Here is a 23,147-nt window from a genome sequence, read left to right on the forward strand (position 1 = left end):
GATTGTGCCGATGTTAACGTGCGGTTTGTTACGTTCAAACTTTGCCTTACCCATGGGGGAGGTCTCCTATTTGTCTTGGTGGGGAGGCGGGGCCCAGGCCCCGCCCTACGAGTGGTCGGTAGGGCGGGGCATCCCCCGCCATCCCGTTAAGCGAATTTGGACTGAATCTCGTCCGAGATGTTCTGCGGAACAGCTTCGTAGTGATCGAACTGCATGGTGAAGTTCGCACGACCCGAAGACATCGACCGCAGGGTGTTGATGTAGCCGAACATGTTGGCCAGCGGCACGAATGCGTCGATCGCAATCGCGTTGCCGCGGGTGTCCTGACCCTGAACCTGACCGCGACGCGATGTCAGGTCGCCGATGATGCCGCCGGTATATTCTTCCGGTGTCACAACTTCGACTTTCATGATCGGTTCCAGCATCTTCGCACCGGCTTTGCGCATGCCTTCACGCATACACATCCGCGCCGCGATTTCGAACGCCAGAACGCTCGAGTCAACGTCGTGGAATTTACCGTCGATCAGCGCAACCTTGAAGTCGATCACGGGGAAGCCGGCCAGGGGGCCGCTGTCCATGACCGAACGGATGCCTTTTTCAACGCCCGGGATGTATTCCTTGGGCACCGAACCACCAACGATGCGGCTTTCGAACGAGAAACCTTCGCCCGGCTCTGTCGGCGAGATGATCATTTTCACTTCGCCGAACTGACCCGAACCACCCGACTGTTTCTTGTGGGTGTAGGTGTGTTCGACTTCGTGACCGATGGTCTCGCGGTAGGCCACTTGCGGGGCACCGATGTTCGCTTCGACCTTGAACTCGCGACGCAGACGGTCGACCAGGATGTCGAGGTGAAGTTCGCCCATGCCCTTCATGATGGTCTGACCGGATTCGATGTCGGTCTCGACGCGGAAAGAGGGATCTTCGGCGGCCAGACGTTGCAGGCCCATCGACATTTTTTCTTGGTCGGCTTTGGTCTTGGGCTCGACGGCAATCTCGATCACGGGATCGGGGAATGTCATCGTTTCCAGAACGACCGGATCGTTGACAGCGCACAGCGTGTCACCGGTTGTGGTGTTCTTCAGACCCGCCAGCGCGATGATGTCGCCCGCGAACGCTTCGGTGATTTCTTCACGCTCGTTCGAGTGCATCATCATCATACGGCCAACACGTTCTTTGTTGCCCTTGGTCGAGTTCAACAGCGTGTCACCCTTGTTCAGTACGCCCGAATAGATGCGTGTGAAGGTCAGGGTGCCGACGAAGGGGTCGTTCATGATTTTGAACGCCAGCGCCGAGAACGCCATTGTATCATCCGCGCGACGCGGAATGTTACGTGTTTCTGTTTCGTCACCGGGTTTGAAGCCCATGTAATCGACAACGTCCATCGGCGACGGCAGATAGTCGATCACGGCGTTCAACAGCGGCTGCACGCCTTTGTTCTTGAACGCGGAGCCACACAGAACGGGGATGAATTTGATCGCCAAAGTACCGGCACGGATCAGGCGGCGCAGTGTCGGCACGTCAGGCTCTTCGCCTTCCAGATATGCTTCCATTACGTCGTCGTCCATTTCGACGGCGATTTCGATCATTTTCGCGCGCCATTCGTCAGCTTGATCTTTCAGGCTGTCGCGGATCGGACGTTTGAACCAGCTTGCGCCCAGATCTTCACCTTCCCAGACCCATTCTTCCATGGTGACCAGGTCGATCATGCCTTCCAGCTCGGTTTCGGCGCCGATCGGAATCTGGATCGGGCACGGTGTCGCGCCGGTGCGGTCCTGGATCATGTGAACGCAGTTGAAGAAGTCCGCGCCGATCTTGTCCATCTTGTTGACGAACACAATGCGCGGAACCTTGTAGCGGTCAGCCTGACGCCACACGGTTTCGGTTTGCGGCTCGACACCGGCGTTGGCGTCGAGAACGGCAACCGCACCATCGAGAACCGCCAGCGAACGTTCAACTTCAATGGTGAAGTCGACGTGGCCGGGGGTGTCGATGATGTTCATGCGGTGCTTGGGCGTGTCGGGTGTCTCACCGTCTTCGGTGCGTTCCCAGAACGTGGTGGTCGCAGCCGAGGTGATGGTGATCCCACGCTCTTGCTCTTGTTCCATCCAGTCCATGGTTGCGGCGCCATCGTGCACCTCACCGATGTTGTGCGACTTGCCTGTATAGAACAGGATGCGTTCCGAACAGGTGGTTTTGCCGGCATCAATGTGTGCCATGATGCCGAAGTTGCGGTAGCGGTCGAGCGGATAATCGCGTGCCATTGGGCTGCTTCCTCAGAGATTGCGTCGGAGAACCGACGTATTACCAACGATAGTGGCTGAACGCTTTGTTGGCGTCGGCCATCTTGTGTGTGTCTTCGCGCTTTTTCACCGCGGTGCCGCGGGACTGAACGGCATCCATCAGCTCGCCTGCAAGGCGCTCTTCCATGGTGTTTTCGTTCCGTGCGCGGCTGGCTTTGATCAACCAGCGGATTGCCAGGGCTTCGCGGCGCTCGGGGCGCACTTCGACGGGAACCTGGTATGTCGCACCACCGACGCGGCGCGAACGCACTTCGACGGAGGGTTTGATGTTGTCCAGCGCCTCGTGGAACACTTCCACGGGTGCGCGTTTGATTTTGCCTTCAACGCGCTCAAGTGCGTTGTAGACGATGCGTTCGGCGGTCGATTTCTTACCGTCCAGCATCAGGTTGTTCATGAATTTTGTCAGAACCTTATCGCCATACTTGGCGTCGGGCAGGACTTCGCGTTTTTCAGCGGCGTGACGACGTGACATCCTCAGCTTCCCTCTTCGGTGGCCACTCAGCGGTCGCTATGACTGCGCTGGCGGCATTTTGATATGTTTCGCAAGATGCGAGAGCGAATTTTTCAATCTGGGCCGCAGTCAGGCTGCGGTCAGATCGGGCGGGATTTGCGATGCGGCAAAACCCAAAAGGCGGCCCACCCCTGCCCATCGGGCAAAGGTGGCACCACCAACCATTACTTCGGACGTTTCGCGCCGTATTTCGAACGACGTTGTTTCCGGTCTTTGACGCCTTGGGTGTCCAGAACGCCACGCAGTACGTGGTAACGGACACCGGGAAGGTCTTTTACACGGCCGCCACGGATCAGGACAACAGAGTGCTCCTGAAGGTTGTGGCCTTCGCCCGGGATGTAGCTGATGACTTCGAAACCGTTGGTCAGGCGAACCTTCGCAACACGACGCATGGCCGAGTTCGGTTTCTTAGGCGTTGTTGTATAAACGCGTGTGCAAACGCCGCGCTTTTGCGGGCATTCTTGCAGGTGCGTCGATTTCGAACGTCGGATTTTAGGCTGGCGCGGCTTGCGGATCAGCTGTTGGATCGTTGGCATTCCGGTTTTTTCCCCGTCTTACACATGTGCTGCGGGAAAACCCCGCGGTTTCAATTCAATCGTCCGCGCGTCCACGGACCAACTCAGGTGCATCCCGAAAGATGCGTTATACGTTGCGCGAAACGCGCCAATGCAGAAATGACCGCGACGTTCCCGTACCGAGGCGAACGTTGCAGTGTGTTTCCAGAGGAACGGGTCCATAGGAGACCGGTTCGTGCGCACTTCATATCTGATTTCGGGACGAGAGCAGGCCGCTCCCTCACCGAGATGACGCGCGTATAGGGGGAGTCGCAGCGGGTGTCAACAGCACCAGACCGAGCGCGCACGCAGGGTGGCATCTTGCACAGGCCTGCGCGGCTTGTCATGGTCACCTGTGCATATTCGGACAAAAGGGCGTTGCAATGCAAGTGATCGGGCTGTGCCGGTTTTCGTACCCCGCAATCGGCGGCTTTCAGGTGGATCACCCCACGCTGGAAGAGCGCATTGCCTATCTCTATTCCCCTGCGCGGATGGAAGAACGCTTTGCCACGTTTGAAACCATCACCCTGCCCCCGCTGCGCGCGCAGACCGACCCCGATTTTACCTTTCTGGTGGTGATCGGCGACAGCCTGCCCGACCACTACCGTCAACGGCTCGACGCTTTGCTGGCGGATGTGCCGCAGGCGATTGTTGCCGCCTATCCGCCCAAGCGGCACCGCAAGATCATGCAGGATGCGATCAACGAGGTGCGCGCCTTTGACGGGGAACATTGCCTGCAATTCCGCATGGACGACGACGACGCCGTCGGCGTGCGATATGTCGAACGGCTGCGCGAGGTGGCGCGCGACATCAAGGGGCTGGCGGCCAAGAACAAATATGTGGCCATCGACTTTAACCAGGGCTTTGTCGCCCGCGCCAGTGCAAAGGGGATCGAGGCGATGCCGACGAAACTGCCCTATACCACGGCCGGGCTGGGGCTGATGTTCAAACCCAAGATCGTGCAAAGCGTGATGAACTTTGCCCACGTCAAGGTGGCGCAGAACATGCCCACGGTCACCATCACCAACGAAGATATGGTGCTGCGCGGGCACAATGAATTCAACGACAGCCGCCAGAAGGGCAACGTCAAGCCCGTACCGCTGGAACTGCTGGATGCCGACGGCGAGGCGCATCTGCGCGACGTGTTCAACATCGACGCGGATCACGTGCGGCGGGTGTTCTCAGCGCTTTAGCAACTGCCGCTCGCGGTACAGGGTGAACAGCCCCATGCCCACCACGATGGCCGCCCCCAGCAGGGTCAGCGGCGCGGGCCAGTCGCCGAACACCAGCCACCCCATCACCAACGCCCAGATCAGCCCCGTGTACCGGAACGGCGCGATGAACGCGATGTCGCCGGTGCGCATCACCTGCACGCTGAAATAGTAACCGCCAAAGATGAACACCGACGATCCCGCCAGCAGGGCCCACAGGCGCGGCGTGACCGGCTGCCATGTTTCGCCCAAACTGAAAGCACCAAAAAACAGCAGTACTGCAAAGGCGGCGCTGAAAGTGACGGTCATGCCCGGCACATCCGGCGACAGCCGCCGCGTGGCCAGATCGCGCACGGTCACACACAGCACCGCAGCCAATCCGTACAGCGACCAGACGTTGAACCCTTCGGTTCCCGGTCGAACGATCAACAACATGCCGGCAAAGCCCACACCAATCGCCACCGCCCGCCGCCACCCCACGGCCTCGCGGAACACCAGCGCGCTGCCCAGGGTCACGGTCAGCGGCAGCGCCTGAAGGATCGACGTGATGTTGGCCAGCGGCATATTCATCAGTGCCGTGATAAAGAAATAGGCCGCCACGACCTCGCTGGTCGAACGGATGCCGACAAGCACCCAGTCGCGCCACCGCAAATTGAACCGCAGCGCGCCCAGATAGCGGGCCAGCGCAAAGATCAGCAGCGTCGAAAAGATACCGCGCAGGGTCAGCAACTGTCCCAGTGGCAACACCCCGTCGGTCAGCTTCATCGCAGTGTCGTTCAGCGTGAAACACGCCATCGACGCCATCATCAGCAACGCGCCCAGCACATTGGGGGACATCAAAGACCTTCCAGCATTTCGGGCGTCAGGCCAAAGCCCTTGCGCAGCACACGCAGAATGCCACGCGGGCGCAAGCTGCCCTCGCGCCCTGACGGCTCGGCCCCTGAATCGTTGTCCTGATGCACCGAACGGATGAACATGGGTTCGGCCACCTCAGTGTAGCAGTCGTAGTATTGCGTGAACTGGCGGTGGTTGCGGCGGAACACCGTGGCATGGTCGCCCTTGCGCGCGACCAGCGTCAGACCGATGCCCAAGGGCGTACGTTCGAACCGTTCCGTCAGCATCGGGTCGGCGCTGGTGTTCAGGTAGAACCCGCGATTGAAGCCGATGACAAACGGCGCGTCGACCGGCCGCGCCGCAAGCAATGCCCGCGACACCTTGCGAATGCGCGCGGTCGTGGCGCGGTGCATCCCGTCGTCGTCATCTTGCCGGAAGGTTGCGATGTGCGTCGCCTCGGGGTCGTCGGGCAGCGCGAAATAGGCCTGTTTCACCGCCTGTACATGAGTCATCGGCGGCAGCGACACGATCTTGACCGGCGCGAACCCGTCGACCAGTTTTTCCAGCCGGGTGCGGTAGGCATCGGGAAAGCTGTCACCGATCAGGATCGCGGCGCTGAAATCCGTGTCGTCCTGCAAGGACAATGTGTGAAAGGCCAGCTTTTCAAACCATGCGAACCGGCGTTCCAGCCGCGCGGGATCATACAGCATTTCGCGCATCTTATCGACGCCCTGCTTGGACTTGGCAAAGCCGTTTTCGGAAAGATACGAAAACCGGATCAGCCCTTTGATCTGTACTTTGCTTTTGTCCGCCATGCCGCGCCCTGCCTGTTCGGCCTCACGCTAAGCGATGATCATGCAACGAAAAAGCCCTCTTGCTCATTTTCAGGACAGCGGGCGGAAAAACCGTGACCGCCTTGCCCCAAAACGCAAAAAGCCCCCGGCGAACCGGGGGCTTTTGCAGTTTTATGTCAGTGCGATCAATCGCGGCTGTCTTCGTCCGAAATGATGGTGTTGAACACGTCGCCACCCACCACATCGTCCTGCGCCTGCGGCTCGGGTGCGGCGAGGGCTGCTGCCTTCTCCGCCTCTTCGCGGCGTGCCTCGATCACGACATTGTCGCGGTCCGACGCGATCTTGCGCATCTGCTGTGTCGCACCACCGGTGCCCGCAGGGATCAAACGACCAACAATCACGTTCTCTTTCAGGCCGACCAGTTTGTCACGTTTGCCCTGAACCGATGCTTCGGTCAGAACGCGTGTGGTTTCCTGGAACGACGCCGCCGAGATGAAGCTGCGGGTTTGCAAGCTTGCCTTGGTGATGCCCAACAGGATCGGTTCGCCCGTTGCGGGACGGCCCTTTTTCGAAATCGCCTTGGCGTTGGCCTGATCGAATTCCTGCTTGTCGACGTGTTCGCCCTTGAGCAGCGTGGTGTCGCCGCTGTCCTGGATTTCCCACTTTTGCAGCATCTGACGCACGATGACTTCGATGTGCTTGTCGTTGATCCGCACACCTTGCAGGCGGTAAACGTCTTGCACTTCGTCGATCATGTAGTCGGCCAGCGCCTCGACACCCATAATGGCAAGGATGTCGTGCGGTGCCGGGTTGCCGTCCATGATGTAGTCGCCCTTCTGGACAAAGTCACCTTCCGCCACGGGAATGTGCTTGCCCTTGGGCACCATGTACTCGACCTTGTGATCCGGATCTTCCGAGCTTTCGATCGCGATGCGGCGCTTGTTCTTGTAGTCCTTGCCAAAGCGCACATAGCCGTCGATTTCCGCGATGATGGCGTGGTCTTTGGGGCGACGTGCCTCAAAGAGTTCGGCCACACGCGGCAGGCCACCGGTGATGTCCTTGGTTTTGGAGCCTTCACGCGGGATACGCGCGACGATTTCACCGGCCTTGATCTCTTGGCCGTCTTCAATCGACAGAACCGCATCCACGGACATCGGATAGGTCACCGGGTTGCCCGCATCGTTGCGGACCGGTTCGCCATCTTCACCCACAAGGATCACTTCCGGCTTCAGCTCGTTGCCTTTGGGGGCAGCGCGCCAGTCGATCACGATCTTCTGGGTCATGCCTGTCGCGTCATCGGTCTCGTCCTTGACGGCGATGCCGCTGACCAGATCGACAAACTTGGCCGTACCGGATTTCTCGGCGATGATCGGCAGGGTGTAGGGGTCCCATTCGAACAGTTTGGCCGAACGCGCGATGGTGTCACCGTCCTTGACGAACAGTTTCGAGCCGTAGCCAACCTTGTGGCTGGCACGTTCTTCACCGTTTTCGTCCAGGATCGCCAGCTTCATGTTCCGGCCCATGACCATGGTTTCACCAGCTTCGTTTTCGATGGTGATACCGTTTTCGATCCGAACCTTACCGGCATGGCTGCTTTCCAGGAAGGATTGCTGACCACCCTGGGCCACGCCGCCGATGTGGAAGGTCCGCATCGTCAACTGTGTACCGGGTTCACCGATGGATTGGGCGGCGATGATGCCGACCGCTTCGCCGGTGTTCACGCGCGTACCACGCGCAAGGTCACGACCGTAGCAAGTGGCGCAAACGCCCTCTTCGGCCTCGCAGGTCAGCGGCGAACGGATACGCATGGACGCAACGCCGTTTTCTTCAACAGCGTCGGACATGCGTTCGTCGATCAGCGTGCCATGTGCGATCAGCACTTCGTCGGTGCCGGGTTTCAACACGTCCTCGGCCGCGACACGGCCCAGAACACGCTCTGCCAGCGACGACACAACTTCACCGTCGTTCACAGCCGCAACAGCCGTGATCGAGTTTTCGGTGCCGCAGTCGATCATGCGCACGATGCAATCCTGCGCCACGTCCACCAGACGACGGGTCAGGTAACCCGAGTTCGCCGTCTTCAACGCGGTGTCCGACAGACCCTTACGGGCGCCGTGGGTCGAGTTGAAGTATTCAAGAACGGTCAGACCTTCCTTGAAGTTCGAGATGATCGGCGTTTCGATGATGTCGCCGTTCGGCTTCGCCATCAGACCGCGCATCCCGCCCAGCTGTTTCATCTGTGTGACCGAGCCACGCGCACCGGAGTGGGCCATCATGTAAACCGAGTTCGGTTCCATTTCGGCGCCGGTCTCGTCAAGCTGAGCTGCCGAGATCGCGCCCATCATGGCGTCGGTGACCTTGTCGTTACACTTCGACCAGGCGTCGACAACTTTGTTGTACTTTTCACCCTGAGTGATCAGGCCGTCCATGTACTGCTGTTCAAAGTCTTTCACCAGTTCGCGTGTCTCATCCACGATGGTCCACTTGGTTTCAGGGATCAGCATGTCGTCCTTACCGAACGAAATACCGGCCTTGAAAGCCTCGCGGAAACCCATGGTCATGATCTGGTCACAGAAGATGACGCTCTCTTTCTGGCCGCAATACCGGTACACGGTATCAATGATCTGCTGCACTTCTTTCTTGCGCAGCAGACGGTTGACCAGATCGAAAGGTGCCTTGGCGTTCAGCGGCAGAAGCGCGCCCAGACGGACACGGCCCGGCGTGGTTTCATAGCGCTTCAGGATTTCCTGACCGTCGTCGTCGATCTGCGTGATCCGTGCCGTGATCTTCGAGTGCAGGTGAATCTCACCCGCGTCCAGCGCGTGCTGAACCTCGTCGATCGAGCCAAAGACCATGCCTTCGCCCTTCATGCCGGAACGTTCCAGGGTCGTGTAGTACAGACCCAAGATCATATCCTGCGACGGAACGATGATCGGTGCGCCGTTGGCAGGCGACAGAACGTTGTTGGTCGACATCATCAGAACGCGCGCTTCAAGCTGGGCTTCCAGCGAGAGGGGCACGTGAACCGCCATTTGGTCACCGTCAAAGTCGGCGTTAAAGGCCGAGCAGACCAGCGGGTGAAGCTGGATCGCCTTGCCTTCGATCAGGATCGGTTCGAACGCCTGAATGCCCAAACGGTGCAGCGTCGGCGCACGGTTCAGCATGACGGGGTGTTCGCGGATGACTTCATCCAGAATGTCCCAAACCTCGGGACGTTCTTTTTCGACCAGTTTCTTGGCTTGCTTCACCGTGCTCGACAGGCCCTTGGCCTCGAGACGTGAATAGATGAACGGCTTGAACAGCTCGAGCGCCATCTTTTTGGGCAGACCGCACTGGTGCAACTTCAGTTCCGGGCCGGTCACGATGACCGAACGACCCGAAAAGTCGACGCGCTTGCCCAAAAGGTTCTGACGGAAGCGACCTTGCTTACCCTTCAGCATGTCCGACAGCGACTTCAGCGGGCGCTTGTTGGCACCGGTGATGACGCGGCCACGACGGCCGTTGTCGAACAATGCGTCGACGGATTCTTGCAGCATCCGCTTTTCGTTGCGCACGATGATGTCGGGCGCACGCAGTTCAATCAGACGCTTCAGACGGTTGTTCCGGTTGATCACGCGGCGATACAGGTCGTTCAGATCCGACGTGGCAAAGCGGCCACCGTCCAGCGGCACCAGCGGGCGCAGTTCTGGCGGGATCACGGGGATCACGGTCAGAACCATCCACTCGGGGCGGTTGCCGGATTCCAGGAAGCTTTCCACGACTTTCAGGCGCTTGATGATCTTCTTGGGCTTCAGTTCGCCTGTGGCCTCTTTCAGATCCGCACGCAGGTTGTCTGCTTCGGCTTCCAGGTCGATCATCGACAGCATTTCGCGGATCGCTTCAGCGCCGATGTTGGCGGTGAAGGCGTCCATGCCATAGGCGTCCTGCGCGTCCATGAACTCTTCTTCGGTCAGCATTTGACCGTAAGTCAGGTCCGTCAGGCCGGGTTCGATCACGACGTAGTTTTCAAAATACAGCACGCGTTCCAGATCACGCAGTGTCATGTCCAGCATCAGACCGATGCGCGAAGGCAGCGATTTCAGGAACCAGATGTGCGCAACCGGCGACGCCAGCTCGATGTGGCCCATCCGCTCGCGGCGGACCTTTTGCAACGTGACTTCAACGCCGCATTTCTCGCAGACGACGCCGCGGTATTTCATGCGTTTGTATTTGCCGCACAGGCATTCGTAATCTTTGATCGGGCCAAAGATGCGCGCGCAGAACAGGCCGTCACGCTCGGGTTTGAACGTGCGGTAGTTGATGGTTTCGGGCTTTTTGATCTCGCCAAAGGACCACGACAGAATGCGTTCCGGCGAGGCCAGCGAGACCTTGATTTCGTCAAACGTCTTGACCGGTGCGACCGGGTTGAACGGGTTGTTTGTAAGTTCCTGGTTCATTTTCAAATCCTTGAAAGGGAGGCATTGGAAGAGAGCAACGGGAGGGCGGGGTTAACCCCGCCCGCCGCCGTTATTCGTCTTCCTCAGCGTCCAGGAGTTCCATGTTCAGGCCGAGGCCTCGGACTTCTTTGACCAGAACGTTGAAGGATTCCGGCACGCCGGCTTCAAAGTTGTCCTCGCCTTTGACGATGCTTTCATAGACTTTCGTCCGTCCGGCCACGTCGTCCGACTTGACTGTCAGCATTTCCTGCAAGGTGTAGGCGGCGCCGTAAGCTTCCAAAGCCCAGACTTCCATCTCACCAAAGCGCTGACCACCGAATTGCGCCTTACCACCCAGCGGCTGCTGGGTGACCAGGCTGTACGGCCCGGTCGAACGCGCGTGGATCTTGTCGTCCACAAGGTGATGCAGTTTCAGCAGGTACTTCATGCCAACGGTCACGGGACGGGCAAACTGCTCGCCTGTGCGACCGTCGAACAGGATCGACTGACCGGATGTGTCAAAGCCTGCACGGCTGAGCGCGTTGTTCACGTCCGCCTCTTTCGCGCCGTCAAAGACGGGCGTGGCGATCGGAACGCCGCGGGTCACGTTGCCCGCCGCTTCCAGCAGCACATCCTCTTCCATGTCCTTGATGCCCTCGTCGTAGACATCATCGCCGTAAGCCAGATGCATCGCTTCGCGCACCGGGGTCAGGTCACCCGACCGGCGGTATTCCTGCAATGCCTCGTCCACGTTGATGCCCAGCCCACGCGAGGCCCAACCCATGTGGGTTTCGAGGATCTGACCGACGTTCATGCGCGACGGCACGCCCAGCGGGTTCAGACAGAAGTCGACAGGTGTACCATCGGCCAGGAACGGCATGTCCTCCATGGGAACCACTTTGGAGATAACCCCTTTGTTCCCGTGGCGGCCCGCCATCTTGTCGCCCGGTTGCAGCTTGCGCTTTACCGCGACAAAGACTTTGACCATCTTCATCACGCCCGGCGGCAGGTCGTCGCCACGGCGGACTTTCTCGACCTTGTCCTCGAAACGGGCGTCCAAAGTGCGCTTTTGCACTTCGTACTGCTCGTTCAGGGCCTCGATCACCTGTGCCGATTGCTCGTCTTTCAACGCAATCTGCCACCAGGCCGAACGCGGGTAGGCGTCCAGCATGTCAGCGTCGACAGTGCTGCCGGCTTTCACGCCTTTCGGACCCTTGGCCACTTCCTTGCCCAACAGCATGTCGCCCAGACGGGCATAGATGTTGCGGTCGAGGATCGCGAGTTCGTCGTCGCGGTCACGGGCCAGGCTTTCGACTTCTTCACGCTCGATTTGCAGGGCGCGTTCGTCTTTTTCCACACCGTGGCGGTTGAACACGCGCACTTCGACGACCGTGCCGAAGTCACCCGGTTTCACCCGCAGCGATGTATCGCGGACGTCTGATGCCTTTTCACCAAAGATGGCGCGCAGCAGCTTTTCTTCCGGCGTCATCGGGCTTTCGCCCTTGGGTGTGATCTTGCCGACCAGAATATCGCCCGGTTCAACATCCGCACCGATGTACACGATGCCAGCCTCGTCGAGGTTGCGCAGCGCTTCTTCACCGACGTTGGGAATGTCGCGGGTGATTTCCTCTGGCCCAAGCTTGGTGTCACGGGCGGCGACTTCGAATTCCTCGATGTGGATCGAGGTAAAGACGTCATCACGCGACACGCGCTCAGAAATCAGGATCGAGTCTTCGTAGTTGTAGCCGTTCCACGGCATGAACGCGACGACCACGTTTTTGCCCAAGGCCAGTTCGCCCATATCGGTGGACGGACCATCGGCAATCACTTCGCCCTTCTGAACCGTGTCACCCACTTTGACCAGCGGACGCTGGTTGATGCAGGTGTTCTGGTTCGAACGCTGGAATTTGCGCATGCGGTAAATGTCCACACCCGCGTCGCCCAGTTCCAGATCGGATGTGGCACGCACAACGATACGGGTCGCATCGACCTGGTCGATGATACCGGCCCGTTTCGCCATGATCGCAGCGCCGGAATCGCGCGCCACGACTTCTTCGATGCCGGTGCCGACCAGCGGCGCCTCGGCCCGCAGAAGCGGCACGGCCTGACGTTGCATGTTCGAGCCCATCAAGGCGCGGTTGGCGTCGTCGTTTTCAAGGAACGGGATCAGCGATGCGGCGACCGAAACCAACTGTTTCGGCGACACGTCGATCAGATCAACGTTTTCGTTCGGGGACAGCGTGTAGTCGCCCGATTTCCGTGTCGACACCAGATCGTTCACAAAACGCATGTTCTCGTCGAGGTTGGCGTTCGCCTGCGCCACGGTGTGACGCATTTCCTCGGTCGCGGACATATAGTGCACTTCATCCGTCACCACCGAGTCTTTGACGACACGGTAGGGTGTTTCGATGAAGCCGTATTTGTTCACGCGGGCAAAGGTGGCCAGCGAGTTGATCAGACCAATGTTCGGACCTTCGGGCGTTTCAATCGGGCACATCCGACCATAGTGGGTCGGGTGAACGTCACGCACCTCAAAGCCTGCACGCTCGCGGGTCAAACCGCCCGGCCCAAGCGCCGACAGACGGCGTTTGTGTGTCACTTCGGACAGCGGGTTGGTTTGGTCCATGAACTGCGAAAGCTGGCTGGAGCCGAAGAATTCGCGCACAGCCGCTGCCGCCGGTTTGGCGTTGATCAGATCCTGGGGCATTACGGTGTCGATCTCGACGGACGACATGCGTTCCTTGATCGCACGTTCCATGCGCAGCAGGCCAACGCGGTACTGGTTTTCCATCAGCTCGCCAACGGAACGCACACGACGGTTGCCCAGGTGGTCAATGTCGTCGATGTCGCCACGCCCGTCACGCAGATCGACCAGCGCCTTGATGCACGAAACGATGTCTTCGCGGCGCAGGGTGCGCTGTGTGTCTTCTGCGTCCAGGTTCAGACGCATGTTCATTTTCACACGGCCAACGGCGGACAGGTCGTAACGCTCGCTGTCAAAGAACAGCGTGTCGAACAGGTTCGACGCCGCTTCGACGGTGGGCGGCTCGCCCGGGCGCATCACGCGATAGATGTCCATGAGCGCGGTGTCGCGGTTCATGTTCTTGTCGTTGTGCATCGTGTTGCGCATGTACGGACCGACGTTGATGTTGTCGATGTCCAGCACGGGGATCTCGGTGACGCCTGCGTCGATCAGCTCTTTGGCTGTGCCGCCGATCAGATCGCCGTCTTTGTCGTATTCCAGCGTCAGCTCGTCACCGGCTTCGATGTAGATCGCGCCGGTTTCTTCGTTGATCATGTCCTTGGCTGCGAATTTGCCAACGATGTGATCGAACGGAACCAACAGGTTTTCCACGTCGCCTGCGTCGATCATCTGCTTGACCGCGCGGGGGGTGATTTTCTTGCCGGCTTCGGCAATCACTTCGCCAGAAGCCGCGTTCACCAGATCATATGTGGGACGGGTGCCGCGCACACGGTCGGGGAAGAACGGCGTGACCCAGCCCTTGTTCTTCTCCAGCTTGAACGTGACGGTCTTGTAATAGGCGTCCATGATCGCTTCTTGGTCCAGACCCAGCGCATACAGCAGGGTTGTGACAGGAAGCTTCCGACGACGGTCGATACGTGCGAACACGATGTCCTTGGCGTCGAATTCAAAGTCCAGCCAGCTGCCGCGATAGGGAATGATGCGGCAGGCGAACAGCAGTTTGCCCGAAGAGTGGGTCTTGCCCTTGTCGTGGTCAAAGAACACGCCCGGCGAACGGTGCATCTGGGAAACGATCACACGTTCGGTGCCGTTCACGACAAAAGTGCCGTTCGGCGTCATCAGGGGCATGTCGCCCATGAACACGTCTTGTTCTTTGATGTCTTTGACCGATTTCGCGCCTGTGTCTTCGTCGACATCAAACACGATCAGGCGCAGCGTCACTTTCAGCGGCGCGCTGTAGGTCATGTCACGTTGCTGGCATTCTTCAACGTCATATTTCGGCTTTTCCAGCTCGTATTTGACGTATTCCAGCACGGAAGTTTCGTTGAAATCCTTGATCGGGAATACCGATTGGAACACGCCTTGAATACCATCACCATCGGTGGGGGTTTCAGCGTCGCCGGAGTTCAGGAAAAGATCGTACGAGGATTTTTGAACCTCGATCAGGTTCGGCATTTCCAGCACTTCGCGGATTTTGCCGTAATATTTACGAAGACGTTTCTGGCCAAGGAAGGATTGCGCCATGTGAACTGTCACCTTTCAGATTCTCTGCGAGCGCGCGCACCGTCGGGCCACGGTACACCGCCCAGTCGAGATGGTTGGGTTTCGGTCAATTCATGGCCCTCGTCCCACCGAGTGCCTCCCGACCTTTGAAACCACATCCTGGAAAACGCTTCATTCAGAAGCCCTTGCCAAGACAGGTTCGGCTGGACCCGGAAAATTCCGGATCCAGCCTTGAATGCGACATGGGGCAAGCCCCATGCAGTTGGCTTACGCCAGTTCGACTTCAGCGCCAGCTGCTTCCAGCTTGGTTTTGATTTCTTCAGCTTCGTCTTTCGACACGCCTTCTTTGATCTTGCCACCGGCTTCGACCAAGTCTTTGGCTTCTTTCAGGCCCAGGCCTGTGATGCCGCGGACTTCTTTGATGACGTTGATTTTCGATGCGCCTGCGTTTTTCAGAACGACGTCGAATTCAGTCTTCTCTTCCTCGGCTGCGCCACCGGCGTCAGCAGGACCAGCCATCATCACAGCGCCACCAGCGGCGGGCTCGATGCCGTACTCGTCTTTGAGGATTGTTTTCAGTTCTTGTGCTTCCAGCAGGGTCAGACCAACGATGTCTTCTGCCAGTTTTTTCAGATCAGCCATGTTCAGCTCTTTCCGTTACGATATGTGTGTTCCAACGTGATGGGTCAACCACACGCCAGTATGACGTTGCTTTATGCAGCCGCCTTGTCCTCGATTGTGGACAAGATGGATGCGATGTTGCTTGCAGGCGCGCCAATGGCCCCGGCGATGTTGCTTGCAGGTGCGGCGATGCAGCCCACGATCGAAGCAATAAGCTCCTCGCGCGAAGGCATTTTCGACACAGCTGTAACACCAGCCCGGTCCAGAGCGTTCTCACCCATGGCCCCGCCGAGGATCACGAATTTGTCGTGGTCTTTGGCAAAGTCCTCGGACACCTTGGCAGCAGCCACGGGATCTTCGGAGAAGGTCAGAACGGTCATACCCGTCAGGAGGTCACCGATGCTTGCGCAGGGCTGTCCTTCAAGGGCGATTTTGGCGAGCCTGTTTTTGGCAACACGCACTGCGCTTCCGTGCTCGGCGGCACGGGCACGCAGATCTTGCATGTTCGCAACTGTCAGACCGGCGTAGTGGGCTACCACAACGACGCCAGAGCTTTCGAAGATTTGGCCGAGTTCCTCGACCACTTTCTCTTTCTGGGCTCTATCCACAGTTTCACTCCAAGTATGGGGGTTTCCCCCCGGCTCAATTCAGCAACCCCGAGGGGCCACCACTTAGGTCCGTTTCAGGGACCGAGGCCAAAATCACCGCAAGGCGGATCCTTTAAATCTCGTTTCCCATCTCAGGAAGGAATTATGAATGCGGCTGCATCCACCCTCCGTCTCGGACAGAACGGGGGAACCTTGCAAAAGGCGTCCCCGCCAACCCGCTTGCGCGGGATCTTGTGCGGGGCAAGGTTTCCCCTGCCCCGAAATGCTTACTCGGTAACCGCGTTGTCCACGTCAACCGACACGCCCGGGCCCATAGTGGAGCTGAGCGAAACCTTTTTCATATATGTGCCTTTGGCACCGGCGGGACGCGCCTTGGCCACGGCACCGACGAAGGCGCGAATGTTTTCGGCCAGCTTGTCGGTGTCGAACGACACTTTGCCGACGCCAGCGTGCACGACGCCCGCTTTTTCGGCTTTGAACTGGACTTCACCGCCTTTGGCAGCTTTGACCGCGTCCGCCACATCCATGGTGACCGTGCCCACTTTGGGGTTCGGCATCAGGTTGCGGGGGCCCAGAACCTTGCCCAGACGGCCGACGATCGGCATCATGTCCGGGGTTGCAATGCAGCGATCGAATTCGATCTTGCCGCCTTGCACGATTTCCATCAGGTCCTCGGCGCCAACGATGTCGGCTCCGGCTGCTTTGGCTTCGTCGGCCTTGGGGCCACGCGCAAAGACAGCGACGCGCACGTCTTTGCCTGTGCCGTTCGGCAAACCGACCACGCCGCGGACCATCTGGTCAGCGTGACGGGGGTCGACACCCAGGTTCATCGAAATCTCGATGGTTTCGTCGAACTTGGCTTTGGCGTTGCCCTTGATCAGCGCAACGGCGTCTTCAACCGACAGGTTCTCTTTGCCAGCAAATGCTTCGCGGGCAGCGGTGGTGCGTTTTCCGTACTTTGCCATCTTACTTCACCTCGATGCCCATAGAGCGGGCAGAGCCCAGGATGATCTGCATCGCCGCTTCGATCGAATTGGCGTTCAGGTCTTTCATCTTCGCTTCGGCGATTTCGCGGATCTGCTTGGTGGTCACAGTGCCGACGGTTTCACGGCTGGGCGTTTTCGCACCAGACTTCACCTTGGCCGCTTTTTTCAGGAAATACGACGCAGGAGGCGTCTTGATGTCCATGGTAAAGGACTTGTCCTGATAATACGTGATCACGGTCGGGCACGGCGCACCGGGCTCCATATCTGCGGTCTTGGCGTTGAACGCCTTGCAGAATTCCATGATGTTGATGCCGCGCTGACCCAGCGCCGGACCGACCGGCGGGGAGGGGTTTGCTTGACCGGCGGGCACTTGCAACTTCATCGTGCCAACGAGTTTCTTGGCCATGGGCCTTCTCCTATTTCAACCCCCGCAGGACGCGTCCCTTGGGGCTTTATGTTGTGTGGTCCGGTCCGGATGCCGCGGCACCCTCGCCTCCCACAATTTACACTCAGCTCTGTTTCGTGACCTGAGTGAATTCCAGTTCAACGGGCGTTTCGCGCCCGAAGATCGACACCGTCACCTTGAGGCGCTGCGCGTCATCATCAACTTCTTCGACCATGCCGTCGAAATCCTCGAACGGTCCGTCGTTCACCTTGACGCGCTCGCCCACTTCAAAGTGGATCAGCGTGCGCGGGCTGTCTTCGCCTTCCTGAACGCGGTTCAGGATCTGGTTCACCTCGGCATCGCGCATCGGCATCGGGCGGCCTTGCGGGCCCAGAAAGCCGGTCACGCGGTTGATCGAACTGATCAGGTGATACCCACGGTCGGACATCTCCATATGCACCAGCACGTAACCGGGCATAAAGCGACGCTCGGTCGTGACCTTTTTGCCGCGGCGCACCTCGATGACCTCTTCGGTCGGCACCAGAACTTCGTCGATCTCACCTTCGAGCTGCTGCTCGACGGCGGTAGTACGAATTTGTTCGGCAATTTTCTTTTCGAAGTTCGAAAGAACGCTGACCGAATACCATCGTTTCGCCATAAGCTCGTCTGCCTCTCTTGGTGCGACACGAAACCGTGTCAAATTCTTAATAATTTTCAGACACTTGGCCCGAATGACTTGAACAAAAAATCGGCGCGCAACACGAATCGCCGCACGCCCTCTGTCAGGTCAGGGTTGCCATCTACTCCGACAATCGCAGAGTTTCAAGGCCTTGATCGGGTTTGTTAGGCTTTTGGCAAGGACCGGCGCAGGGCGCGGCGGTCAGCCGAAATAGGTCAGGATCTGCTGCAATCCGCCACGGATCAGAATGTCGATCAGCGCGAAAAAGACGGCAACCAGAGCTGCCATGATGAACACCATCACAGTGGTCAGCATCACCTCGCGCCGCGTGGGCCATACGACCTTGCTGACTTCGGTGCGCACTTGCTGGATAAATTGCAGCGGGTTGGTGGTGGCCATGACAGGCTCCTATCGGATTGGTCCGGCCCATGTAACGGGCTGCGGGCGTGAATTCAAGACCTCTTGCGGGCGGGCGCCTTCAGGCTGCGGCCTTGTCGTTCGGGGACTGGTCCTGCATCCGTTGCAGACGGGTGGCCATAACGGCGTCGTGACGGTCGTCCGCATCAAGCAACGATTGCAGATCGGGCAGGTACAGCCCGTCAACCCAGCCATCGGGGAACCGGTCCAGCAGATTGTCCCAGCGACAGGCAAACCGGTCGATCCGCGCCGTCAGGCGTGCACCGCGGACCGGAGCGCGCAGCATGTACCACTTCAACAGGCTGACCGCACCGGACCAGACGCGATCCGCCCCAAAGCCCACGAAAACGCCCAAGGTCACAAAAGCGCCCAGCACCAGCGTCAGCACGATCCATGCGGGACGCAGCAGGACGATCAACGCGAAAACGGTCCAGAATATCTGACGACGGCTGGGGCGAAACGCCCGCACCCGCGCCAAGACTGCGTTCGGGGGCCGGCGCGCATATCCAGAAGATGCAGCTTGCGACGGCGCAACGGTGTGCATCGCGGCGGTGTGCACAGGCGATGGCGCCGCGCGGCGCGGTTCCGGCATGTGGACCGGTTCGGTGTCGGACACCATATCACGAATAAGCGTAAGGGTTTCGGGACCAAGGCCAGTTTGGGCAGAATCGGACATCGGGGAAACCTCTTGGCACTCGTTACCGAACACCGGTGAGCTATCGTCAAAATGCGCCACGGACGCGACGCAATTGCGGCAAAAAGAGGGCACAGTTTCCAATAAGGGGACAGCGCTGCATAAACGCATTGATCTTGCAAACACCCGGCATAATGCCAAGGCCCCAAGGGTCGCGCGCACGTCGGTCAACACTGGTCAGGAAGATGATGGCAGGGGCAGAAGGGTTCGAACCCTCGACCTACGGTTTTGGAGACCGTCGCTCTACCAGCTGAGCTATACCCCTGTGTATTGTGTTCATTAAGTTTTATCATTGCAGCCGTCAACCGGTTATCACACTGGTTATCACGTTTCCGTTCTGTACTTGTTCTGTTCATAGCCGTGCCCATAGCCTCCTCTTCTCTGCCGCCGTAGCGGCACGCATGATCTGGCGAGCCAGACCTGCATACTTGATCACCATTTCCCTGGTATTGTGCCCGCTGTAGGACATGATCTCTTCGTCGTCACATCCGGCCCACGCCAGCTCCATCACACCCCGATACCGCAAGGCGTGTTGATCGTACGCCTCAAGGCCCAGTCGCCTGCGTTCTTTGAGCATGAGTTGCGTAATGCCGCTGATTGTCAGCGCGCTTCCTCCGCGCGCTATCAAAATAGGGCGTGAGGGGTGAGGAGAGCCACCAATCCTTCGTTTCTCTCTGTCGAGCGCTGCCTTCAGCTCTGGCGTGCAGGGAAGGCAAGGAAGCTCCTTGCCAGTCTTATTCTGGCGTAGGCCCAAGTTCTGACCATCGTAATCTCCCCAGAGGAAAGTCGCCCAATCACCCGGCCGCTGGACACTGCCCACGCCGATCTCGAATATCAGCAAAGCGCGCTCATTCGCTTCAGCCCGAAACTTTTTGACAGCGGCATCTGTCCATGGAATGTGCGGTCTTTGCCTATCTTCTGGGATGGGTTTTTTCTTTACACCCTTCGCAGGGTTATGATCCATCCACCCGATATCAATGGCGTGTTCGCACAGGACAGACAGAATTCGTGGAATATCGTTGGCGAACTTTGCCCTGTGGCTGTTGGCTTCCTGAGCCGCAATAACATCCTTTCGGCGCAGACGCGTCACATCCTTACTACCGTTCTTGTCCAGCATGTAGATCAGAACAAATTCATAGGTCTTTTTTGTGTTGGGCTTGAGATTTATCCATCGAGATGAGTTCCTGTACGAACCAATTAGAGTTCGCCACGATGTCCTTGGCTCGACAGCGCGCCCCGTCAGTATATCCCAATACTCGCGATCAAACTCAGCGGTGCCCTCCCGCGCAAAGATCCTGCCAATATATTTTCCACGCTTTCGGACGTAGATAAATCCCGGCTTGGTTTCTATCAGATACTTCTTTCCGCCCCACCTGCTCACCAGTCACACTCCCCACCACTCATAGCGTCGCCACGACCAATCCTGCGCAGTTCTTCAACGTCCCAGCGTTCAAAGCCGCCCATGTCTCGGGGTCGAGGAAGATGCCCGCGATCAACCAGCTGACGAAACTCATCTCGCTTCATGCAAAACAAGTCAGCGGCTGTCTTTTCGTCTGCAAAGAGTGGAAACGCGCGGCTCATATCTAACTTGGTCCCTTATTCACCAGTGGCCATTGCACGCCTGTGAGATGCCAGCGAGACAACATTGGTGCCGCCACACCCGCGTCCGCAGGACGCCTTTGACGACAGATAGCCCTGGAAGCTGGCCTCAATCTCTTCCGGCGTCTCGCCCGTTTTAAGAAGCGCCAGCTCAAGATTTTTTCTGCTGCCACATACGCCTGTGAATTTACCTTGCATCATCCTGCCCCTCCAAATCTCGGATACCTATTTCCTCCAGCAGCTCTGCTTCTGATTTGTCAGCACGAGATATGCGGAAAAGGGTATGAAAGCCGATGCGGACGGTGCGCTCGAGGCCGGTCAAGTAGGGGAACGGGGATTCGACTGAATCATCGTCGAGCTCCGTTTCAAATTGATGGAAGGAGTGATTTTCCGAAGGCACGCCTAAATCTGGACGGAGAGGCGTGAGAATTGCGGCGTTCGCGTATGAAATATCAATATCCACCTGCCAGCTTTTCTCGCACCCAGCCTCCCAGCTATTTTCCCTCACGTTCTCAAGCAGCTTCGCAAAAGCGCCCTCGAACGTTACCGGAGGTGGGGGGCCATCATACTTTGGCACGCCGTTAATCAAGCTATCCGCCAAGGGAAGCTGGCCAAAAAATCTGAGCCTTTCGACTGAGCTTGCGGGACCTTCGGAAACCATCAGTGCGATGATAAATCGCGCGAGCTCTACATCGGTCAGGTGAGGGGCATTGCGGCCCCTTGCGCCTTTGGCGACCAGACCATTTTCACGCATAATTCGTCCAACCATTTGGGGAGTAGCTTCAGGAAGCTTGAAAACCTCCGCGAGGAACTTGGCAGTTTGACCTAAGTGCATAATATCATCCCCAACGGCTTCCATTGGATAAAATCACCAATGGAAGTCGAGGTCAACTCAATTAGACAAATAGTCCGATAGATGAGTGTGTAAGCTTTTCAGGCCAGGAGCGGACTCAGAAACCATCTGGGAGCGCACGCTCTCCCGAGAGCGTCTTGTAAAGGTTCTCAAGCAATCTGATGTCTGTATATTTGATTGCTTCAGAATAGGCAGCGCTGCCAGGATCGTCGTTCGGGCCATGGTAGGCGAAAATCACGTGCGCCAGCGCAGCAAGCCCTTCGGGTGATGATGGAGAGATGTCTGCCATCAAATCAACCGCTTCAGCTCCGACTTCCCAAATCCGATCGAGTTCATCATATTTAGAAGCCCCACTTGCTGATAGATTATCGACCCGACTAAACTCGATTTGAGACTGGATCCAAATGTTGTATGCATCCAAAAAAGGATCTTTTGGGATTTGCTGTGAAGCCCCACAACACGCCGTGTTCGCCGCGCAAAAGGTCAATGCGGCAGCTGGCAAGCTTTTCATGAGACGGCGACGCGTGGTGGCATGGCTGGCTTGGGTGATTTGAATGTTCATGCCAACGCCCTTTCGCTGCATTGTTCGCCGTCCGTGGTACCGCAACTAAATATGTAGATTTGGCGGTATCGCTCAAACGCAGCCTTTTGGAAATCGACATGCATCTGAGCATACTTAGGATCCGGCATAGTGAGGCCGAGTGCCTTACGGATTTGCCACGCTGCGAACGCCATAGCCGCGACGACGTTTGCAGACTCCCAGCCTTCGTGCGCTTCAAGCTGATAGACAACGCGGATCATGCGGTCCCGATCAGATTCAGCCTTCGCCGCTATGGGCAAGGCCAGTGCGGCGCCAGCAAGGGGCAGCCCCATCAGCAGCTTGCGACGGTTTAGCCCTTCCTGAGGGCAAGGTACGGTGATAGGTTTGGCCACAGCCATTGTGCGATCTCCTCTGATAGATCGTTCTTAGGTAAGGGCCGGTTGAGGTGTTGCTGCACCCACCGGCCCGCTTGATTTCAGGTCGCTACGCTTTCTTGCATTCGGGTAGCTCGTTCACGAACGGCCCGGATGATCTCGCTATTCTGGGAAGACCCATTCTGCGCGGCTTGCTGTTCCAGCCACTCCTTCAGATCTTCAGGCAGACGGAGCTGGATTTGCCTTCTAGGTGTCATTGGAATCTCCATGTAGCACGGTGATACCTAACACCGTGCTACTATTGACTGTCAACCTATCATATCACAGTGCTACCTAAAATATTGGGTTAGCCGATGTCCAAAAGCGCGGGAAGAGGATCAGATCAATTCATGCTTCGCTTGCCAGACGGCATGCGAGATAGAATACGTGAGGCCGCTGAAGAACATGGTCGGTCGATGAATGCTGAGATTGTCAGGAGGCTTGAACAGAGCCTTTCAGCAGGCCCTGGGGACCTGCCTGAAATGGCACGGGCGTATGCAAAGGAGATGGATGATCAGATCC

General features: G+C 58.1%; 21 protein-coding genes and 1 tRNA gene. 1 reads left to right on the top strand and 21 read right to left on the bottom strand.

Going from position 1 to position 23,147, the window contains the following annotated elements:
- Positions 1–146: 146 nt before the first annotated feature.
- The 3 genes from fusA to rpsL form a co-directional block, all read right to left on the bottom strand.
- Positions 147–2,264 (bottom strand): elongation factor G, encoded by a 2,118-nt coding sequence (fusA, locus tag AAC077_RS07020; RefSeq protein ID WP_339767996.1) that lies wholly within the window; start codon positions 2,262–2,264, stop codon positions 147–149.
- A gap of 40 nt (positions 2,265–2,304) precedes the next feature.
- On the bottom strand, positions 2,305–2,775 hold the full coding sequence (rpsG, locus tag AAC077_RS07025) for a 30S ribosomal protein S7 (RefSeq protein ID WP_028957956.1): 471 nt from the start codon (positions 2,773–2,775) through the stop codon (positions 2,305–2,307).
- Positions 2,776–2,978: 203 nt separating this feature from the next.
- Complete coding sequence (gene rpsL / locus AAC077_RS07030; protein WP_028957955.1) at positions 2,979–3,350, bottom strand: 30S ribosomal protein S12; 372 nt, start codon at positions 3,348–3,350, stop codon at positions 2,979–2,981.
- A gap of 401 nt (positions 3,351–3,751) precedes the next feature.
- Between rpsL and AAC077_RS07035 the strand changes: the two genes are divergently transcribed.
- Positions 3,752–4,561, top strand: coding sequence for a putative rhamnosyl transferase (locus AAC077_RS07035; RefSeq protein WP_339768002.1), 810 nt, complete (start codon positions 3,752–3,754; stop codon positions 4,559–4,561).
- Here AAC077_RS07035 and AAC077_RS07040 read toward each other — a convergent pair.
- From AAC077_RS07040 to AAC077_RS07125, 18 genes are all read right to left on the bottom strand, one after another.
- On the bottom strand, positions 4,550–5,416 hold the full coding sequence (locus tag AAC077_RS07040) for a DMT family transporter (RefSeq protein WP_339768004.1): 867 nt from the start codon (positions 5,414–5,416) through the stop codon (positions 4,550–4,552). The two genes, AAC077_RS07035 and AAC077_RS07040, sit on opposite strands and share 12 nt — an antisense overlap.
- The gene (locus AAC077_RS07045) at positions 5,416–6,228 is read right to left on the bottom strand and encodes a glycosyltransferase (RefSeq protein WP_339768006.1); all 813 of its coding nucleotides are present in this window, start codon (positions 6,226–6,228) and stop codon (positions 5,416–5,418) included. Before AAC077_RS07045 ends, AAC077_RS07040 begins: the two co-directional genes overlap by 1 nt.
- A 164-nt stretch (positions 6,229–6,392) precedes the next feature.
- On the bottom strand, positions 6,393–10,643 hold the full coding sequence (gene rpoC / locus AAC077_RS07050; RefSeq protein WP_339768008.1) for a DNA-directed RNA polymerase subunit beta': 4,251 nt from the start codon (positions 10,641–10,643) through the stop codon (positions 6,393–6,395).
- A gap of 70 nt (positions 10,644–10,713) precedes the next feature.
- Entirely contained in the window at positions 10,714–14,850 is a 4,137-nt protein-coding gene (gene rpoB, locus AAC077_RS07055; RefSeq protein ID WP_339768010.1) for a DNA-directed RNA polymerase subunit beta, read from the bottom strand.
- 246 nt (positions 14,851–15,096) lie between these two features.
- A complete protein-coding gene (rplL, locus tag AAC077_RS07060) occupies positions 15,097–15,471 on the bottom strand; it encodes a 50S ribosomal protein L7/L12 (protein WP_028957949.1) in 375 nt (124 codons plus the stop codon).
- A 71-nt stretch (positions 15,472–15,542) separates the two neighbouring features.
- Positions 15,543–16,058, bottom strand: coding sequence for a 50S ribosomal protein L10 (rplJ, locus tag AAC077_RS07065; RefSeq protein WP_028957948.1), 516 nt, complete (start codon positions 16,056–16,058; stop codon positions 15,543–15,545).
- A 266-nt stretch (positions 16,059–16,324) separates the two neighbouring features.
- Positions 16,325–17,023 carry a 50S ribosomal protein L1 gene (rplA, locus tag AAC077_RS07070; protein WP_339768012.1) on the bottom strand — a complete coding sequence of 233 codons (699 nt, stop codon included), beginning with the start codon at positions 17,021–17,023 and terminating at the stop codon, positions 16,325–16,327.
- A 1-nt stretch (position 17,024) separates the two neighbouring features.
- Entirely contained in the window at positions 17,025–17,450 is a 426-nt protein-coding gene (gene rplK / locus AAC077_RS07075; RefSeq protein ID WP_028957946.1) for a 50S ribosomal protein L11, read from the bottom strand.
- A 103-nt stretch (positions 17,451–17,553) separates the two neighbouring features.
- Positions 17,554–18,087 carry a transcription termination/antitermination protein NusG gene (gene nusG, locus AAC077_RS07080; protein WP_339768014.1) on the bottom strand — a complete coding sequence of 178 codons (534 nt, stop codon included), beginning with the start codon at positions 18,085–18,087 and terminating at the stop codon, positions 17,554–17,556.
- A gap of 222 nt (positions 18,088–18,309) precedes the next feature.
- Positions 18,310–18,507, bottom strand: coding sequence for a preprotein translocase subunit SecE (gene secE / locus AAC077_RS07085; protein ID WP_339768017.1), 198 nt, complete (start codon positions 18,505–18,507; stop codon positions 18,310–18,312).
- 79 nt (positions 18,508–18,586) lie between these two features.
- Positions 18,587–19,201, bottom strand: coding sequence for a hypothetical protein (locus tag AAC077_RS07090; RefSeq protein WP_339768019.1), 615 nt, complete (start codon positions 19,199–19,201; stop codon positions 18,587–18,589).
- 207 nt (positions 19,202–19,408) lie between these two features.
- Positions 19,409–19,484: transfer RNA gene (locus AAC077_RS07095), tRNA-Trp, on the bottom strand.
- A gap of 87 nt (positions 19,485–19,571) precedes the next feature.
- Positions 19,572–20,600, bottom strand: coding sequence for a tyrosine-type recombinase/integrase (locus tag AAC077_RS07100; protein WP_339768021.1), 1,029 nt, complete (start codon positions 20,598–20,600; stop codon positions 19,572–19,574).
- Between the two features lie 215 nt (positions 20,601–20,815).
- Positions 20,816–21,019: a hypothetical protein gene (locus AAC077_RS07105; protein ID WP_339768023.1), complete on the bottom strand. Its 204-nt coding sequence runs from the start codon at positions 21,017–21,019 to the stop codon at positions 20,816–20,818.
- Complete coding sequence (locus AAC077_RS07110) at positions 21,006–21,677, bottom strand: hypothetical protein (RefSeq protein WP_339768024.1); 672 nt, start codon at positions 21,675–21,677, stop codon at positions 21,006–21,008. Before AAC077_RS07110 ends, AAC077_RS07105 begins: the two co-directional genes overlap by 14 nt.
- 91 nt (positions 21,678–21,768) lie before the next feature.
- Positions 21,769–22,233 (bottom strand): hypothetical protein, encoded by a 465-nt coding sequence (locus AAC077_RS07115; protein ID WP_339768026.1) that lies wholly within the window; start codon positions 22,231–22,233, stop codon positions 21,769–21,771.
- A complete protein-coding gene (locus AAC077_RS07120; RefSeq protein WP_339768028.1) occupies positions 22,230–22,610 on the bottom strand; it encodes a hypothetical protein in 381 nt (126 codons plus the stop codon). The genes AAC077_RS07115 and AAC077_RS07120 overlap by 4 nt, the downstream gene beginning before the upstream one ends.
- Before the next feature lie 77 nt (positions 22,611–22,687).
- Complete coding sequence (locus AAC077_RS07125; protein ID WP_339768029.1) at positions 22,688–22,855, bottom strand: Arc family DNA-binding protein; 168 nt, start codon at positions 22,853–22,855, stop codon at positions 22,688–22,690.
- Positions 22,856–23,147 lie beyond the last annotated feature (292 nt).

This window comes from uncultured Pseudosulfitobacter sp. (assembly GCF_963976325.1).
Lineage (GTDB): Bacteria > Pseudomonadota > Alphaproteobacteria > Rhodobacterales > Rhodobacteraceae > Pseudosulfitobacter.

Coding starts and splice junctions, on each gene's coding strand:
- fusA (WP_339767996.1), bottom strand. CDS start 2,264: ATGGCACGCGATTATCCGCTCGACCGCTACCGCAACTTCGGCATCATG.
- rpsG (WP_028957956.1), bottom strand. CDS start 2,775: ATGTCACGTCGTCACGCCGCTGAAAAACGCGAAGTCCTGCCCGACGCC.
- rpsL (WP_028957955.1), bottom strand. CDS start 3,350: ATGCCAACGATCCAACAGCTGATCCGCAAGCCGCGCCAGCCTAAAATC.
- AAC077_RS07035 (WP_339768002.1), top strand. CDS start 3,752: ATGCAAGTGATCGGGCTGTGCCGGTTTTCGTACCCCGCAATCGGCGGC.
- AAC077_RS07040 (WP_339768004.1), bottom strand. CDS start 5,416: ATGTCCCCCAATGTGCTGGGCGCGTTGCTGATGATGGCGTCGATGGCG.
- AAC077_RS07045 (WP_339768006.1), bottom strand. CDS start 6,228: ATGGCGGACAAAAGCAAAGTACAGATCAAAGGGCTGATCCGGTTTTCG.
- rpoC (WP_339768008.1), bottom strand. CDS start 10,643: ATGAACCAGGAACTTACAAACAACCCGTTCAACCCGGTCGCACCGGTC.
- rpoB (WP_339768010.1), bottom strand. CDS start 14,850: ATGGCGCAATCCTTCCTTGGCCAGAAACGTCTTCGTAAATATTACGGC.
- rplL (WP_028957949.1), bottom strand. CDS start 15,471: ATGGCTGATCTGAAAAAACTGGCAGAAGACATCGTTGGTCTGACCCTG.
- rplA (WP_339768012.1), bottom strand. CDS start 17,023: ATGGCAAAGTACGGAAAACGCACCACCGCTGCCCGCGAAGCATTTGCT.
- rplK (WP_028957946.1), bottom strand. CDS start 17,450: ATGGCCAAGAAACTCGTTGGCACGATGAAGTTGCAAGTGCCCGCCGGT.
- nusG (WP_339768014.1), bottom strand. CDS start 18,087: ATGGCGAAACGATGGTATTCGGTCAGCGTTCTTTCGAACTTCGAAAAG.
- secE (WP_339768017.1), bottom strand. CDS start 18,507: ATGGCCACCACCAACCCGCTGCAATTTATCCAGCAAGTGCGCACCGAA.
- AAC077_RS07090 (WP_339768019.1), bottom strand. CDS start 19,201: ATGTCCGATTCTGCCCAAACTGGCCTTGGTCCCGAAACCCTTACGCTT.
- AAC077_RS07105 (WP_339768023.1), bottom strand. CDS start 21,019: ATGATGCAAGGTAAATTCACAGGCGTATGTGGCAGCAGAAAAAATCTT.
- AAC077_RS07110 (WP_339768024.1), bottom strand. CDS start 21,677: ATGGAAGCCGTTGGGGATGATATTATGCACTTAGGTCAAACTGCCAAG.
- AAC077_RS07115 (WP_339768026.1), bottom strand. CDS start 22,233: ATGAACATTCAAATCACCCAAGCCAGCCATGCCACCACGCGTCGCCGT.
- AAC077_RS07120 (WP_339768028.1), bottom strand. CDS start 22,610: ATGGCTGTGGCCAAACCTATCACCGTACCTTGCCCTCAGGAAGGGCTA.
- AAC077_RS07125 (WP_339768029.1), bottom strand. CDS start 22,855: ATGGAGATTCCAATGACACCTAGAAGGCAAATCCAGCTCCGTCTGCCT.